This window comes from Marinobacter sp. JSM 1782161, from assembly GCF_011421605.1.
Taxonomy (GTDB): Bacteria; Pseudomonadota; Gammaproteobacteria; order Pseudomonadales; family Oleiphilaceae; genus Marinobacter_A; species Marinobacter_A bohaiensis.
Window position 1 is genome coordinate 2,001,408 of the sequence record NZ_WSSA01000002.1, and the last position, 14,916, is coordinate 2,016,323.

A 14,916-nucleotide genomic window follows, 5' to 3' on the forward strand; every position below is an offset into this window, starting at 1 on the left:
CCGGTCGCACCGACCGTGCTACTCGCCGTGACAGCAGACCTGTAACGGCCCTGCCCGATGATCGACAGTTTAACGGGTTTGCCGATTAAATGAACATTCGGAAAGATTCGCCGCTGATTGGGCCGCTGAAGTGGGCGGATTGCATCCCCTATCGTATGCTAAACGTATGGCAAAATTGACAAAGTTTCGTTAAGGGCGCTTTGCTGTCCGCGCCCGAACCCTTGCCGACAACCCATTCGAGCCGTAAGGATACTGCCGCCATGAAAGCGCTTCGCTATCTCCTGATCGCCGTGATTGCCATCATCGTGCTGATGGCCCTGGCCATTGTGGTCGCCACCACGATCATCGATCCCAACGCCTACAAGCCCCAGATCGAGAAAGCCGTCGAGAGCCGGACCAACCTCGACCTGTCCCTGAACGGCGACATCAGCTGGTCGTTCATTCCCATCGGCCTGGAAGTGAACGACGTGGAAGCGCAGCTGGAAGGCCAGCGCCTGGTCAGGCTGGACCGGCTGCAGGCGGAAGTGGACTTCTGGTCGCTGATCACCATGGCGCCGGCGGTGGACGTGTTCACCCTCGATGGCCTCGACGCCCGGCTGGTGAAGAACGCCCAGGGTCAGGGCAACTGGGAGCGCATCATGCCGGAAGGTGAGCCGGCGCAAGAGACCGCGCCGACCGAACCGGCCCCCGCCGAAGAACCAACGCAAGAAGCCGCCACCGGCGACAGCGAGCCGCTCAAGTTCAACGTCGAGGAAGTGGCCATCACCAACGCCCAGGTGCACTACAGCGACGAGGCCAGCGGCCAGTCCGTCACCCTGGAGGACTTCTCCCTGACCGCCCAGGACATCGCCCTGGGCCAGACCTTCCCGCTCGACCTGGGCTTCCGCTTCACCACCAATGCGCCGGAACTGGCGGTGAACGCGCAGCTCTCCGCCCAGCTCACCGCTAACGAAGCCCTCAACCAGTTCCAGATGCAGGACCTGGACAGCACCTTCGAGCTGAGCGGCGAAGCGGTGGGCGGCAAGACCGTCAACGCTGGCTTCACCGGCAACGCCGCCGCCAACCTGGAGAACGAAACCGCGTCCCTGTCCGACTTCGTCGCCACCCTGGCCGGCCTGGAACTGACCGCCAACGTCGACGTGGCCGGCTTCGGCGACCAGCCCAAGCTGGACGGCGACCTGGCCCTGGCCGAATTCTCCATCCGCGACCTGCTCAGCACCCTGGGCCAGCCGGCCATCGAGACCCGCGATCCGGACGTGCTCAAGAAAGCCTCGTTCTCCACCGACATCGGCGGCGAAGGCGGCCAGGTCAACCTCAGCAACCTGAAACTGGTGCTGGACGACACCACCTTCAACGGCAACTTCGGCCTGGGCCTGGCCAACACCGCCATCGACCTCACGCTGCAGGGCGACGCGATCAACGTCGACCGCTACCTGCCCCCCGAGGCGGAAGAAGGCGACGCCGGCAGCGCGGATGCCGGCGAGTCCGGCGGCGAGCAACCGTCCGGCTCGACGGCGGCCGCGTCGGGTGAGGAATCCGATCTGCTGCCGCTGGACACACTGCGCGGCCTGGACCTGGACATCGACCTGGGCCTGGGCCAGCTCATCGCCAGCAACCTGACCATCACCGAGATCCAGTCCAAGGTGTCCGCCAGGAACGGGCTGATCAAGCTCGATCCGTTCGCCGGCAAGCTCTACGACGGCGACTTCAACGTCACCGCCACCCTGGATGCGCGCAAGGACAACCCCACCTGGAAAATCAGCGAACGCGCCAACAACATCCAGACCCTGGATCTGCTCACCGATCTGGCCGACATGACCATGCTGTCCGGCGGCGCCAACCTGACCGCCGACATCACGACGCAGGGCAACCGTATGTCCGCCCTGCGCAACAACGCCAAAGGCGAAATCAAGTTCAATCTGGCCGAGGGCAGCTTCAACGACATGAACCTGACCCGCATGGCCTGCCAGGGCATTGCCCTGGCCAACCAGGAAAGCCTGTCCACCGGCGACTGGGGCACCACCACGCCGTTCAACGACATGCACGGCGTACTCAAGATCGACGGCAACACCATCACCAACACCGACCTCACCGCCGCCCTCGCCGGCATGCAGCTCAATGGCGATGGCAATGTGGATCTGGCGGCGAGCAATCTGGACTACGAACTGGGCCTGCGCATCGTCGGCGAGATCCACCGGGACGAAGCCTGCCGCGTGACCGAGTATGTGGAAGGCGTGGTGATTCCGGTAGAATGCCGCGGCGACATTTCCGGCGAACCGGCCAAGCTCTGCTCCTTCGACGGCTCGCGTTTCCGCGACAACCTCAAGGACATGGCCGCCAGCGCCGCCAAGAAAAAGGCGACCAAAGAAGTGAACAAGGCCATCGACGAGAAGCTCGGCGAAAAACTGGACGAGAAGCTGGACAAGGAAAGCAGCGACAAGATCAAGGACGCGCTGAAAGGGCTGTTCAACTGATGTCAGACCGTTTCGCCGATCGGCTGCTCGCCTGGTACGACGACCACGGCCGCAAGGCCCTGCCCTGGCACGAGAACCGGACGCCCTACCGCGTGTGGGTGTCCGAGATCATGCTGCAGCAGACCCAGGTGACCACCGTCATCCCCTACTACCAGGCGTTCATGGCCCGCTTCCCGGACGTGCAGAGCCTGGCGGAGGCGCCGGTGGACGACGTGCTGCAGCACTGGTCGGGCCTGGGCTACTACGCCCGCGCCCGCAACCTGCAGAAAGCGGCGCAGGCGGTGGTTCGCGACCACGACGGCGAGTTCCCGCAAGAACAGGAGCAGCTTGAGGCCCTGCCCGGCATCGGCCGCTCCACCGCCGCCGCCATACTGGCCCAGGCCCACGGCATCCGCGCCGCCATCCTCGACGGCAACGTCAAACGTGTGCTGGCCCGCTACCACGCCGTGCGCGGCTGGCCGGGGCAGACCGCTGTGCTGCGCGAACTCTGGACCCACGCCGAGCGGCATACGCCCCACGAGCGCGTGCGGGACTACACCCAGGGCATCATGGACCTGGGCGCCCTGCTCTGTACCCGGCGCAGACCGGACTGCGGCGTCTGCCCGGTCTCCAGCGACTGCGCAGCCCTGGCCGAGGGCCTGACCGACGCCCTGCCCGAATCCAAACCCAAGAAAGCCAAGCCCGAGAAAGAGGCCTGGCTGCTGATGATCGAGGACGACGCCGGTAACCTGCTGATGGAACGGCGCCCGCCCAGCGGCATCTGGGGCGGCCTATGGAGCCTGCCCGAACTGGATACCGCCATCACCCTAGACGAACTGCCGGAAGTGGCCGAGCGGGAACTGGGCGTGCGCTGCGGCGATGCCGAACCGCTGGAAGGCTTCCGCCACACCTTCAGCCACTACCACCTGCACATCCACCCGGTGCGCCTGCGCCACCTGGGCGAAACCACCGTGCAGGACGGCGACAGCTTCGCCTGGCAACGTCGGGAAGAAGCGCCAACGCTGGGCATTCCCAGCCCCATCCGCAAGTTGCTGACGCGCCCCGAACAGCCTCAGCTGATCTGATCCAGACCCGACGGATCTGTTACCATCGATCCCAATCCGGAACGCCCAATACAGGAGCCCTCATGAGCCGCACCGTATTCTGCCGCAAATACCAGAAAGAGATGGAAGGCCTGGACTTCCCGCCCATGCCCGGCGCCAAGGGCCAGGAACTCTACGACAGCGTCTCCAAGCAGGCCTGGCAGGAGTGGCAGAACCAGCAGACCATGCTGATCAACGAAAAGCACCTGAACATGATGGACCCGTTCGCACGGAAGTACCTCAAGGCCCAGATGGAGAAGTTCCTCGACAACGAACCCTTCGAGCAAGCCGAAGGTTTTGTGCCGCCGGAAGACCAATAAACCGGCAGGTTGCGCAAGGTTTGAGCACCCCTGAAAAGTCTGGGAATTTTTCTGCAAAACAGCCTTGACTCAACCCATCGAAACCGGTTTAATACGCCCCCGTTGCCCGGATAGCTCAGTCGGTAGAGCAGGGGATTGAAAATCCCCGTGTCGGTGGTTCGATTCCGCCTCCGGGCACCATTATTCTGAAAAGCCGCTCAATCGAGCGGCTTTTTTCGTTTCTGGCCCTCTGTTTTGGCAAGGCCCGCGCCTCACTGGGCCGGGCAGCAGCGCGCCAACTGACGCCCCACCCGATCCCGCTCCTTCTGAATCCGCCGCATCTCCCTGAGATTCTGGAAGGTCCGCTCAAACGCATACTTTGTTTCCGCCTGGTTGGCCTGGTCGCAAAGCTCCAGCCACTGCTTTGCTATGGCAATCCGAAAACATAAACGCTCCTGTATTGTCCGGGTACAGGAACAAGGCTATCGCCGGGACACCGACCGGATCTCGACGACATTCGGCAGGAATTGTGACGAAAAATGCCTTTCGGAGCAGTTACTACAGTTATTCATCGTCCCTCGGGTTCAGTCGATCAAACCGCCGAGCGACGAAGACTGTCGCCCCAAATGCAACGAATACAGCAGCAGTAAAAACGAGCCCCAGCAAGGTGGTCCAGGCACCGATAATGCCCCAGAATCCGACAACCCCGAACGACATCGCCGTCGTGGTGAAGTTATCGACTGCTTTGATGCTTTTCGGATGAACTCGATCACGCCGGAGCAACTTCAGATTAAGAACAAACGCGGCAAAGCAGAAGGGAATCGCCAATACGAGCATGATGACACCCATCAAACCGAATCCCCGGCCCGCCGAAACACTTCCCTGCACGACCAGCAATACAACAGCGGTGGCGAACGCGGTTAACGCTCCGAGAAAGCTGAGAATATGCCCATACAACACGCGGTCTACTTCTTTATACTCTTCCGTCACCGACATCAGTCCTCCCTGAGCTTCTGTGAACAACCATTCCGGGTTTCGATCAGTTTACTGCACCGGCTATTGCCAGACGAAGCTATGCTAACCTGTCAGTCGCGGCATGAATCGACACAACAATCCCGCAGCGAGGTGCCCACCGATGAAGACGGATCCCTGCCGGCCAGTGTTCTGGCGCGATGACCGCATGCCCCACGTGGAGCTGCGCAAGGTCGAGGACGGTCGCCAGGTCTGTTACGCGCCGCACAGCCACACGCAGTGGTCGCTGGGCGCCATCACTGCCGGCTTCAGCACCTTCCTCTACCATAAAGACACTTACCGTATCGATGCCGGCACGCTGGTGCTGATGAACCCCAACTGGGTCCACGCCTGCAATCCGATCGACAACCAGCCCTGGGCCTATTTCATGCTGTACGTCGACACGGACTGGCTGACGGCGCTGCGCCACGACGCCGGGTTGCTCGACGCGCCGCAGTGGCAGGACATGGCCACCGCCGTGCTCAGGGATCCGCTCTGGTACGACGGTTACGTTCGTCTGGCCGAGTGCCTGCTGGACCCGCAACGGGCGCTGCTGGACAAGCAGACGATGCTGGTCGAATACCTGACGGCATTGATGCAGGCGCTGGCAGAGCGGCCCAGTGAGCCAGTCGCCCAGGCACCTGAGGTGTTGCAGGATCTGGCCGCCTACCTGAAGGCGCGGGCAGCGGATGAGGTGTCGCTCGACGAGTTGTGCGCGCGTTCGGGATACAGCTCGGGGCACCTGGTGCGCGCCTTCAAGCAGCACTTTGGCCTGCCTCCGCACGCCTACCAGATCAACTGCCGGGTCCAGCTCGGCCAACAGGCCCTCAAACGCGGCCGTCCGATTGCCGAGGCCGCCCTGGACGCCGGTTTCACCGACCAGGCCCACTTCCAGCGCGCTTTCAAACGGCTGGTGGCGGCCACGCCGAACCAGTACCGCCACCCCCTACTCGAACAACAGGTACAGGCAGGTCGCCGCCAGCAATAACGCCAACACGCGGTTGATCGTGACCAGCACCCCAGGGCGCTGGATGTGGCGCCGCAGGAAGGCGCCGGCGTAGACCCAACTGCCCAGGGACAGCCAGCAGATCGGCAGGTACAGCGCGGCAAAGACAATCACCTGGTCCAGCTCGCTGCCGTTGGTGTAGGCGCCGATGCCCGAGGCGGACGCCAGCCAGGCCTTGGGGTTGAGCCACTGCATCAACGCTCCGGTCATGAACCCCGGCGCGGCGCGCGCCTCCCGGTCCGGCAACCGGCCATCGTCGAGAAACAGGCGCAGACTCAGGTACAGCAGGAACCCAATCCCGCCCCACCGCAAGGCGTCCTCCAGCCAGGGCGCCAGCGCCAGCACGGAATAGAGCCCCAGCCCGACGCCGATAAACAGCGCAATGAACCCCAGGGTCGCGCCGGTGACAAAAATCAGGCCCTGGGAAATCGGGTAACGGGTGCCACTGCTCAGGCACACCAGGTTCACCGGCCCCGGCGAAATGGACGCGGCAAGCGCGAAGGCGGACATCATCAGCAGGATCGAAATGGTCATGGTCGCTCTCTTCATACATGAAAGGAGCCCGCAGGATGCGATAACGGCCGGACGCGGTATTGAACGAAATTGATGTGCCCAACGCGGTAACGGAGGCGCGAGCCTGATACGCTTACCGGCTCATCAGGGATTGCGCCTTCAGGGAGGAAAGGATGGGACTGATCCTGGGTCCGCTGTTTTTGTTCTGGCTGGCCGTGGCCGGGCTGGCCTTGCTGGCCACCGCTGCTTACGTGGCGTTCGGACTGTCGCGCTACAAGGCCCAGGAGTCGGTCTGGGCCTTCGAGATTGGGTTCTTTTTCCTGACAAACACGTGGGCGTTTGCGGTGGCGATTCTCTCGTCCCTGCTCTACCTGTTCGGCGATGACTGGCTGAGCGGGCCGCTGGCCCTGCCCGCGCTTTTCATCGCCACGTTTACGGTTTCGGTGGGTGGGATTGTCGGTGTGTCTGTCTCGGATGGTTTTATCCGGAAGCGGGGCATTCAGGTGACCTACTGAACGCTTTCGATCCTTTCCCGGTCAGGCGCCACACCACCCCTGCTTGGTTCCGCCGTCGTACGGATAAGCCAGCTTCGCCGCCAGCACGTGGGAGGCGAGGTTCTGGCCGTCGACGTAGACGTCGGCCACCACGCGGAAGTACTTGCCGCGGTCGAGGTTGCGCAGTTCGATGTCGCGGGCACTCGCGAGGATGCGGCGGACCAGGTCGCGGGCTTCATAGGCCAGGGCCTTTTCGCTGTCGCAGCGGCCGCGGATTTCCGGGGTGTCGATGCCGTTCACGCGCACGCCGATCTCATGACCCAGCAGCGCCGGCCACTCGCCGACGTTCACGGTGATGGTGTCGCCGTCGTAGACCCGCACCACTTCGTCCACCCGCACGCTGCCGTAGTCAGCCCACACTATCGCTGGCAGCATCGCCAGAACCGCTATCCACTTCACGCGTAAGTCCCCGTTCGGTCGAGCAAAAGCGGGGTATTGTCTGGATTTCGGCAGCCCTTACAAGTGAACAAAGTGTCATATTCAGTGTCCGGACGATTCGGCTTCGGGCCCAGTGCGCGTCGGCTTCCGGCGTCGGCGGATGATGAATGTCCGGCGCCCCATCAGGTCGCCATCCGCGTTGTACCGGAAGTAGCCGAAGAAGCCGTTGCCGCGCTCTTCGATCATCCAGGCATCATAGAGCGCGATGACCCGGTCGCCATCTTCGCGGAGTTCGAACATTTTCTTGCGAAATCGCGCTGAACCGTCCGACGTTCGCATCCGATCCATTTCCACGAGCGTCTGTCTTGGTTTGAGTTCCAGTTTCTCGCGCAGGTGCGTTATCAGCGCTTTCACGATCGGACTCCCTTTCCTCTATGGTTACCGCGCACCGGGGCCGGCCCCTTTCACAGCAACGTTTTGGAAGAAGACAGTTGGGTGGGTAACGCAGAAACCCGAAGCATTCAGACAGCGTTTCAGGCGGCGGGTTCAACGATCAGCGGGTGCATGAGCATGTCGAGGTAATGCAGGGCGGCGTCGAAACTGGCGGCCGAGTAGAGCGTACCTTCACCTTCCACCTCGACCCGGTAGAGGGTTTCACTGGCACTGGTTTCGTCTTTGATCAATCGGACCACGTCGTGATCGTGCAGTACGGATCGCATGGGGCACCTGTTCGGAATCGCTGAAAAAGCCAGCCATCCGTGGCTGTCCAGTCGATGCCATCCAGCATCGTTCATTGGCAACACGTTCGTTTCGACTGACAGATAAGCCGAAACCAGGTGCATTAAAACGACGCTGCGTGACAATCCGGTGAAACAGGGCCACGCCGGGGTACGTGGTTACCACGATGCGCCGGGTGCGCCATGTGGCCAGCACGCGTCAGAGGGTCACGGTCTTGCGATCGACCAGCGTGTCGTCGGTGTCGTATTCGAAGTATCCGAAGAAGTCGTTGTCGACCTGCCAGGCCTTGTAGCGGCACACCAGGTTGTCCCTGGCGTCCAGCAGTTGGAACCGTTCGCTCTGACAGGTTGATACCCGGTCCTCGTCGGCCTCTGCAGCATCCGCCGCCTGGCGGACCAGCCGATGCCCTTGGGGAATATAGATACAGTCGCGCAGGTGCTCTTCGATCATGCTTGCCTCCGATGTTCATCAGTGAAATGCGGGGCGCCACAGCCACATGGCCATGGTCCATGGATCTGTCTGGGTGGCGAACGCTCTCCTGCCAGCGCTTCATAGGGTAGCTTTGGGCAAATGGCAATGCGATGACACTTTTATGACGGCCGGGGCACGACCAACCCACAAGCCGGGCGAAGGGCAAGGCTGGCTCAGCAACGGGAACAGCCGCCGGAAGGGAAGATGCCAGGAAACGAGGGAGAATCGCTCAGGCTGGAAAAGGTTTCGTTCGAACGTGCGGGAAAAAAGGATGCCCTTTCACGTGACCTCCGGGGGGACTCCGGCAGGCCCAGGGCATCAACGACCCATGAAAAAAGTCCGACTGCTATACGGACAGGCTCGACAGACCAATCTCTCTGATCGGTGTGTTACACGCAATCCATCCATTAGAGACGTCACCAGAATAACGACAACACGCACCGGGTTTGAGACGAAATGGATGAGGCGGATGTAGGAAAATGGCCAACGCTATTCGGGTCAGTGGACCACAGCCGATGGCTACAGAGCGAAAAGGGCCTCAAGCAGACATAAAAAAGCCAGGCAAAAGCCTGGCAAGCAACGATGTCCACTCCAGAAGAGTCTGAGCACTGAACTTTTTCAGAGGCTCTTGGCACTGCTGAATAAAGCTACTGACAGATGATGACAGCTGGATGACAAAATGCCGGCAGAATCGCCGGCCACAATCGTTCAGCCCTGACCTCCCGGTCCAGGCCAAACAGGGATCAACCAGATGCAGGATCCATCCTGGCGCAGTCGTGTTTCATTTGCGTGAAGCCAGGAAGCTCAGGCCACGGTTCCGGTATCGACGGGGTGAACCAGCATCTCAAAATAGTGCATGACAGCCTCGAAGCTGACATGGCTGTAGAGCGAGCCTTCGCCTTCCACCTCAATGCTGTAGAGGGGAACGTCGTCCTGACGCTTTTCCTGGACGAGTTGTACACAGAAATGTTCGAGAATCACGGATCGCATAGGACTCACTTTGAACGTTCAATCGAGTTCCGGATCGTCCCTGATCTCAACCACTGCCCCGACATAATGACCCGGCCGGAGCAGGCGCTTTTTATATCAACCGGCGGCAGCGGGCCGACACATCATCGCCCCTCAAAACCGGCCGCTATCCAGTCCGATCTCCAGATCGATCTAGACCGGGAATTCATACTCCACCGGCTGCTTCATGCGAAACAGTCGATGCAACAGGTGCGTGCCGTCCGGGTGATACCTGTGGTAACCGAAATAACCGCAAGCCATCCGTCGTGCATCGAAAAGGGCGATGATACGGTTGCTGTCGTCACGAAGGCAGAAGTGCTGACACTTGCCCGCCGGGGCGTCCGGCAAACGGGTCATCATGGCTTCGGGTTCAACCGGTCGGAGTTGGTGACCGGGCGACAAATGGAGGGTACTGCAGAGGCAATGTTCGAGCATGGGTGGTGCCTCCGTGCTGGCCGCACGTTTTTCGTATTGTTCGGTTTGGCGCTCGCCTTATTCCTCCCTGTTCTGATCATCCCTCCATGGGGAAAAACAGCTTAAGAACTGATCACCCCGGGTGCAACCCGAAATTCATGAAGACGCGGCAAGGATTCCCGCATCCAGTCCTAGCCTTTTGATCTGCCATGAAAAGAAAAAACTGGCCTGTGAGGGCCCTTCGCAACAGATTGACGGTCGACGTTGCGTACCGGTCATGGAATAGACAACGCCGCGCCCCATTCGCTATGCTGCCATCATCAGTCAGGAGACGTTTCTTATGTCCGTGGGATTCTTCGGATTTTGGAAAAAAGGGAAAGACAGCAGCGGTAAGGACGCCGGCCGCTATCGCGTGGATCGTGATGGCAATGTCAAACTGAACCTCGAAAACGAAGAGGTCGTCCGCTCCATTCGCGCCCAACTCCAAAGCCTCAAGGATTTCGAACCCGACCGCAAAACCGCCTGAAGCGCATGGGCGTCCTTTACGTTGCGTTTGTCCTCGTCTGCGGTTTCATCTTCACGTCCCTGCACCTGCCGGCACGCTACCAGCAAAAGCGCCTTTCCGGCTGGGAAAGCTATTTCTCGGTGGCCCTGTACGGGTTTGTCTTTGTTATCCTGGCGACCCTGATCGTCCTGCTCATCGACGCATTCGACCTGCCCTCCGGCGCCCTGCCCCTCCTGGACATCACACTGGATCATCTGACCCGCAACATCGGCGACTACACCAGCCAGGCCATCACGCCCCGGGAGTTGCTGATCGCCCTGCTCGCCTTTTTCCTGGCCACCGTCAGCGGCTACGCGAGCAAGCGCCGCACCCGACACCCGGCCGTGCGCCTGAAGAAGCTGCGCAAGGCCTGTCTGGGGGATGAGCTGGAAGGCATTTTCCTCGACGCCGTGCGCGGCGAGCAGTGGGTCTCCCTGACCCTGGACACCCGCAAGTGCTACATCGGGCTGGTGACCCACGTGCACACGGAGGCGTCGCTACTGGACTCCATTTCCATCATCCCCACCCTGAGTGGCTACCGGCGCGACGACGACCTGGAGCTGGTGCTGCTGCGCAACTACTACCACCACTACGAGGAAAAGGGACTGCTGGAAGAAGGCGCGCGGATGGCCGGGCTGTCGGATTTCCGCATCGTCATCCCGACCCGGCACATCGTGCACGTGTCTTTCTTCGACCTGAACGCCTACAAGAGTTTGCGCGAGAGCCAGACGATCCCGGCCAGCGGCTGACCGGGACCGGGACCGGGAGCGCCGTTTACTGCGCTGTCTGGAAGCTGTCGATAAAGGACTGGGACTCGGCAATGGCGGCTTCCATGTTCTGGATCAGCGCGTCCACATCCTGCTGGATGCGGCCCAGTTCGCTTTCCAGGGAACCAATGGCCTGGGCATTGAGGTTGTGCTTGAGGAACAGTACCTGGTCCTCGAACGCTTCCAGCACCGGGTCCATGCGCGATTCGGCCTGATGCATCCGGTCAATGAGCTGGGCATAGCGCTGCTGGGTTTCCTGCAACTGACGCTCGCTGGAACGGCGCAGCGACGCGCTTTCATAGCGATCCAGCTCGTCCTCCCACTCCTCGAACAGCGCCCCGGAAACGTCTTCCACGGCGTCGATCCGGTCGCGCACGTCGGCGGCCACCGCTTCGCTGTCTTCATAAGCATCGCGGATCTCCTCGTACTTCGCCTTGAGATCGGTATCCGGCGTATTGACCACACTCTGGAAGCGCTCCAGCGAGGAACGGAAGGTCTCCTGCGCCTCGCCCTGGGCATCTCGCGCCTCTTCCACCCGGTCGACCAGGATATCCCGCTTCTCGAACCCCAACTGCTCCATGGCGTCGTAATACATCGAGCTGCAGCCGCCGACCAGCACCAGCGCCAGCAGTACCAGGACGGCCGCATAGGATCGGCGCACAGAGTTAATCGATGGGGTCATGGTTTTCTCTCCCTGAATCGGCAAGGTCGGGACCGGCGGCAAGCTGTCAGGCCCGCAAAGACTTGCGAAGCCGCGCCAGTCAGTTACAACTATGGATAGAGCCAACAACAATACAAGGACACGCCATGGCCTTCACATCCGACCAATTGCATGAACTCAACCTGTTGACCCTGTTCAATCTGCATTCCACCCGCGAAGGTATCAAGGTTCACAGTCACGAGGCGACCTTCGATGCGGTCGCGGCGGCCGAGCGCCTGTACGATAAAGGCCTCACCACCCAGAAAGACGGCGGCTATCTGACCCAACTGGGCATCGAGGCGGCAGAGCATGCCCAGAGTCTGCTGTCGATCCTGGGCGAAAAATAGCAGGAGCGCGGGCGCGGGCCTTCAGGAGTCATCCGGGGCCGGCGCCACCATATCGAGGAACTGGCGTGCCTCGTCAAAGGTGGGGAACGTCTTGAGAATCTCCTGCCCGGCGATTTCCACATCATAGGCACGCCGGGTCACCGACTCGTCGGGATCGCAGGCCCTCGCCGTCACCCGCAGCAGGCCGCGCTCAAGCAAGACATCGTTATCGGAAAAAACCATTCAACGTGTACCCGTTCTTGTTCTTTGGGGTACTCCCTTACACGTCTGCTTCATCCCTGTCCGGCCGTAAACGGCCGATCAACACCAACGTTTTACCTTAAAACGCCAGCTTTCCACCTTAACAGGTTGGCCCATCGAATCGGTTATTTTTTGTCACCGGGCGGAAGCACTCCGCGCCACTTCGGGAGCCCCTAACCCGCTCATGTAGCGATGCTTTTCAGGATGCCCGTGATACATCGCATCGCGAAGCATGTTGACGCCGAACAGGCCAACTATTGATTTTTATCGCAACAGTCCGTAAAACTTGGCGCTATTCAACCGCACTCCCGGTAAGCAATCGGTGTCAGCCACGCGCTTTAAAAGAGCCGCTGACCCAGGCCGGGGCAAGACGGTCCAAAAAAGAGAAGGGCAATGCGGCCCGCCGGCGATCCCGGTCGCGGCTGCTGGAAAAAGCAGATGCAAAGCCTTCAGATGACGACAGACCCATCGACAATCCCCACGGTGATTCGCCCGCGACTCCAGCCGGCAGCCCTCATCGGCCAATCGCCCGTGGCCAAGCTCGTCCTCGCCAAGGTCCTCGACGAGTAGATCTCCCCCTTTCCCGACTGCTTCGGATGCCAGCCCAATCGTCACGCGTGCTCGTGTTTCCGCGGGTTAGTGCAGCCACTCGAATGCGACTATCTTTACTTCAGATATCGGTCCAACTCAGATATCGATCGTTACCGACAGGCCCAGGAGTCATTCATGGCGGACAATGCGCCCTTGATCTGCAAAGACATCCACAAAACCTTCAATGACAACGAAGTTCTCAAGGGAATCTCCCTGGAAACCCGCAAAGGCGATGTGGTGTCGCTGATCGGCAGTTCCGGCTCCGGCAAGAGTACTTTCCTGCGTTGTATCAACATGCTGGAAACGCCCACCTCCGGGGACGTTATCGTCCACGGTGAACCAATCCGGTTCAAAACCAACCGCAAGGGTGTCCGCATTCCCGCCGATAACAAGCAGGTGGAACTGATGCGCGCCAAGCTGTCGATGGTCTTCCAGAGCTTCAACCTCTGGTCCCACATGACAGTGCTCGAGAACATCATTGAAGCCCCGATCAACGTGCTCAAGGTACCCAAGAAAGAGGCCATCGAGCGCGCCGAAGCCTACCTGCACAAGGTCGGCATCTACGAGCGCAAGGACTATTACCCGTCGCAGATGTCCGGCGGCCAGCAGCAGCGCGCGGCCATCGCCCGGGCCCTGGCCATGGAGCCGGAAGTCATGCTCTTTGACGAACCCACTTCCGCCCTCGACCCTGAGCTGGTCGGCGAGGTGCTGCGCGTTATGCAGAGCCTGGCCGAGGAAGGCCGCACCATGATCGTCGTGACCCACGAGATGGCGTTTGCCCGTGATGTGTCGTCCCAGGTCCTGTTCTTGCATCAGGGCCGCATTGAAGAACAGGGGACGCCGGAAAAAGTCTTCGACAATCCGGACTCGGAGCGCATGAAGCAGTTCCTGGCGCCCAAGTTCTGATCACCCGTTCTGTTCCAACCACGGCGGGATTGGCCCGCCGGAAAGCGTTCAGAAAAAAGAGAAAACAGTGATCCCGAATCACTGGATAAAAAGGCAAAACAATGGAGAAGCGACTCATGAAAAAGCTGATTGTTGCAGCAACCTGTGCCCTGGCCGTCGCAGCGGGCTCCGTCCAGGCACGCGACTGGAAAGACATTCGCATTGCATTCGACGTGCCCTACGAGCCGTTCGAATACAAAAACCCGGATGGCACCCTGACCGGTTTCGAAGTGGAACTGGCCGAAGCCATGTGTAAGGAACTGGAAGCCAACTGTGACTTCGTCATCCAGTCCTGGGACGGCATGATCCCGGGCCTGCTGGCGCGCAAGTTCGACGCCATCATGTCTTCCATGTCCATCACCCCGGAGCGCGCCGAGAAGGTGCTGTTCTCCGAGCCGTACTACATCACCCCGGGTGGCTGGTTCGCCAAGAACGACGAAAACACCGACCCGTCTGACATGGACGCCATGAAAGGCAAGATCGTCGGCGTCCAGCGCGGTACCACCATGGACACCTACGTCACCGAGAACATGAGCGGCACCGTGGAAATCAAGCGTTACACCACCGCCGACGACATGGTCCTGGACCTGGAAGGCGAGCGCCTGGACATGGTCTTCGTCGACTACCCGGTGGGCGAGCAGACTCTGCTGGGCCGTGAAGGTTTCCACGAAATCGGCGAGCCGGTGAAGCTGGGTGAAGGCGTGGGCGTTGCCATGCGCAAGCGCGACGCGGATCTGGCCGAGCAGATCAACGCCGCCCTGGAGACTCTGAAAAATGATGGCACTTACGACACCATCATGAAGAAGTACTTCTCCTACGACATCAAGATGTAAA

Annotated in this window: 19 protein-coding genes and 1 tRNA gene; 12 read left to right on the forward strand and 8 right to left on the reverse strand. The window is 60.7% G+C overall.

Features of this window, described 5'->3' with window-relative positions:
• Nucleotides 1-260 precede the first annotated feature (260 nt).
• The 4 genes from GQB00_RS08910 (at nucleotide 261) to GQB00_RS08925 (ending at nucleotide 4,056) form a co-directional block, all read left to right on the forward strand.
• Nucleotides 261-2,474, forward strand: a complete 2,214-nt coding sequence (locus tag GQB00_RS08910) for an AsmA family protein (protein WP_165855964.1) — start codon at nucleotides 261-263, stop codon at nucleotides 2,472-2,474.
• The gene (gene mutY / locus GQB00_RS08915) at nucleotides 2,474-3,538 is read left to right on the forward strand and encodes an A/G-specific adenine glycosylase (protein WP_165855965.1); all 1,065 of its coding nucleotides are present in this window, start codon (nucleotides 2,474-2,476) and stop codon (nucleotides 3,536-3,538) included. The genes GQB00_RS08910 and mutY overlap by 1 nt, the downstream gene beginning before the upstream one ends.
• Nucleotides 3,539-3,600: 62 nt before the next feature.
• On the forward strand, nucleotides 3,601-3,876 hold the full coding sequence (locus tag GQB00_RS08920; protein ID WP_165855966.1) for an oxidative damage protection protein: 276 nt from the start codon (nucleotides 3,601-3,603) through the stop codon (nucleotides 3,874-3,876).
• 104 nt (nucleotides 3,877-3,980) lie between these two features.
• Nucleotides 3,981-4,056: transfer RNA gene (locus tag GQB00_RS08925), tRNA-Phe, on the forward strand.
• 363 nt (nucleotides 4,057-4,419) lie between these two features.
• On the opposite strand, the gene GQB00_RS08930 is transcribed toward GQB00_RS08925, so the two are convergent.
• Nucleotides 4,420-4,851, reverse strand: a complete 432-nt coding sequence (locus GQB00_RS08930; RefSeq protein WP_111494486.1) for a hypothetical protein — start codon at nucleotides 4,849-4,851, stop codon at nucleotides 4,420-4,422.
• A 139-nt stretch (nucleotides 4,852-4,990) separates the two neighbouring features.
• On the opposite strand from GQB00_RS08930, the gene GQB00_RS08935 reads away from it, so the two are divergent.
• On the forward strand, nucleotides 4,991-5,854 hold the full coding sequence (locus GQB00_RS08935; RefSeq protein WP_207950645.1) for an AraC family transcriptional regulator: 864 nt from the start codon (nucleotides 4,991-4,993) through the stop codon (nucleotides 5,852-5,854).
• Here GQB00_RS08935 and GQB00_RS08940 read toward each other — a convergent pair.
• A complete protein-coding gene (locus GQB00_RS08940) occupies nucleotides 5,813-6,400 on the reverse strand; it encodes a LysE family translocator (protein ID WP_165856575.1) in 588 nt (195 codons plus the stop codon). The two genes, GQB00_RS08935 and GQB00_RS08940, sit on opposite strands and share 42 nt — an antisense overlap.
• A gap of 158 nt (nucleotides 6,401-6,558) precedes the next feature.
• On the opposite strand from GQB00_RS08940, the gene GQB00_RS08945 reads away from it, so the two are divergent.
• Entirely contained in the window at nucleotides 6,559-6,900 is a 342-nt protein-coding gene (locus GQB00_RS08945; protein ID WP_165855967.1) for a hypothetical protein, read from the forward strand.
• A 21-nt stretch (nucleotides 6,901-6,921) separates the two neighbouring features.
• Here the strand turns inward: GQB00_RS08945 and GQB00_RS08950 are convergent, their stop codons facing one another.
• The 4 genes from GQB00_RS08950 to GQB00_RS08965 form a co-directional block, all read right to left on the reverse strand.
• Nucleotides 6,922-7,338: a thermonuclease family protein gene (locus GQB00_RS08950; RefSeq protein ID WP_323127261.1), complete on the reverse strand. Its 417-nt coding sequence runs from the start codon at nucleotides 7,336-7,338 to the stop codon at nucleotides 6,922-6,924.
• 81 nt (nucleotides 7,339-7,419) lie between these two features.
• A complete protein-coding gene (locus tag GQB00_RS08955) occupies nucleotides 7,420-7,731 on the reverse strand; it encodes a hypothetical protein (protein WP_165855968.1) in 312 nt (103 codons plus the stop codon).
• Nucleotides 7,732-7,850: 119 nt separating this feature from the next.
• A complete protein-coding gene (locus tag GQB00_RS08960; RefSeq protein ID WP_165855969.1) occupies nucleotides 7,851-8,036 on the reverse strand; it encodes a hypothetical protein in 186 nt (61 codons plus the stop codon).
• Nucleotides 8,037-8,253: 217 nt separating this feature from the next.
• Nucleotides 8,254-8,505, reverse strand: a complete 252-nt coding sequence (locus GQB00_RS08965) for a hypothetical protein (RefSeq protein WP_111494474.1) — start codon at nucleotides 8,503-8,505, stop codon at nucleotides 8,254-8,256.
• Nucleotides 8,506-9,357: 852 nt separating this feature from the next.
• Here GQB00_RS08965 and GQB00_RS08970 point away from each other — a divergent pair.
• The 3 genes from GQB00_RS08970 to GQB00_RS08980 all read left to right on the forward strand — a co-directional run bounded on the left by GQB00_RS08970 (nucleotide 9,358) and on the right by GQB00_RS08980 (nucleotide 11,241).
• The gene (locus tag GQB00_RS08970) at nucleotides 9,358-10,074 is read left to right on the forward strand and encodes a hypothetical protein (RefSeq protein WP_165855970.1); all 717 of its coding nucleotides are present in this window, start codon (nucleotides 9,358-9,360) and stop codon (nucleotides 10,072-10,074) included.
• A 214-nt stretch (nucleotides 10,075-10,288) separates the two neighbouring features.
• The gene (locus tag GQB00_RS08975; RefSeq protein ID WP_111494470.1) at nucleotides 10,289-10,474 is read left to right on the forward strand and encodes a hypothetical protein; all 186 of its coding nucleotides are present in this window, start codon (nucleotides 10,289-10,291) and stop codon (nucleotides 10,472-10,474) included.
• Between the two features lie 5 nt (nucleotides 10,475-10,479).
• Entirely contained in the window at nucleotides 10,480-11,241 is a 762-nt protein-coding gene (locus tag GQB00_RS08980; protein ID WP_111494468.1) for a hypothetical protein, read from the forward strand.
• A gap of 25 nt (nucleotides 11,242-11,266) precedes the next feature.
• On the opposite strand, the gene GQB00_RS08985 is transcribed toward GQB00_RS08980, so the two are convergent.
• Complete coding sequence (locus GQB00_RS08985; RefSeq protein WP_165855971.1) at nucleotides 11,267-11,941, reverse strand: DUF2959 domain-containing protein; 675 nt, start codon at nucleotides 11,939-11,941, stop codon at nucleotides 11,267-11,269.
• 125 nt (nucleotides 11,942-12,066) lie between these two features.
• On the opposite strand from GQB00_RS08985, the gene GQB00_RS08990 reads away from it, so the two are divergent.
• Complete coding sequence (locus tag GQB00_RS08990) at nucleotides 12,067-12,306, forward strand: TIGR02647 family protein (RefSeq protein WP_111494464.1); 240 nt, start codon at nucleotides 12,067-12,069, stop codon at nucleotides 12,304-12,306.
• Between the two features lie 21 nt (nucleotides 12,307-12,327).
• Here the strand turns inward: GQB00_RS08990 and GQB00_RS08995 are convergent, their stop codons facing one another.
• The gene (locus GQB00_RS08995) at nucleotides 12,328-12,528 is read right to left on the reverse strand and encodes a hypothetical protein (RefSeq protein WP_111494462.1); all 201 of its coding nucleotides are present in this window, start codon (nucleotides 12,526-12,528) and stop codon (nucleotides 12,328-12,330) included.
• 744 nt (nucleotides 12,529-13,272) lie between these two features.
• Here GQB00_RS08995 and GQB00_RS09000 point away from each other — a divergent pair.
• Together GQB00_RS09000 and GQB00_RS09005 are read left to right on the forward strand one after the other, a co-directional pair.
• A complete protein-coding gene (locus GQB00_RS09000; protein WP_111494460.1) occupies nucleotides 13,273-14,043 on the forward strand; it encodes an ABC transporter ATP-binding protein in 771 nt (256 codons plus the stop codon).
• Nucleotides 14,044-14,159: 116 nt separating this feature from the next.
• Complete coding sequence (locus tag GQB00_RS09005) at nucleotides 14,160-14,915, forward strand: transporter substrate-binding domain-containing protein (protein ID WP_111494458.1); 756 nt, start codon at nucleotides 14,160-14,162, stop codon at nucleotides 14,913-14,915.
• Nucleotide 14,916: the final 1 nt, after the last annotated feature.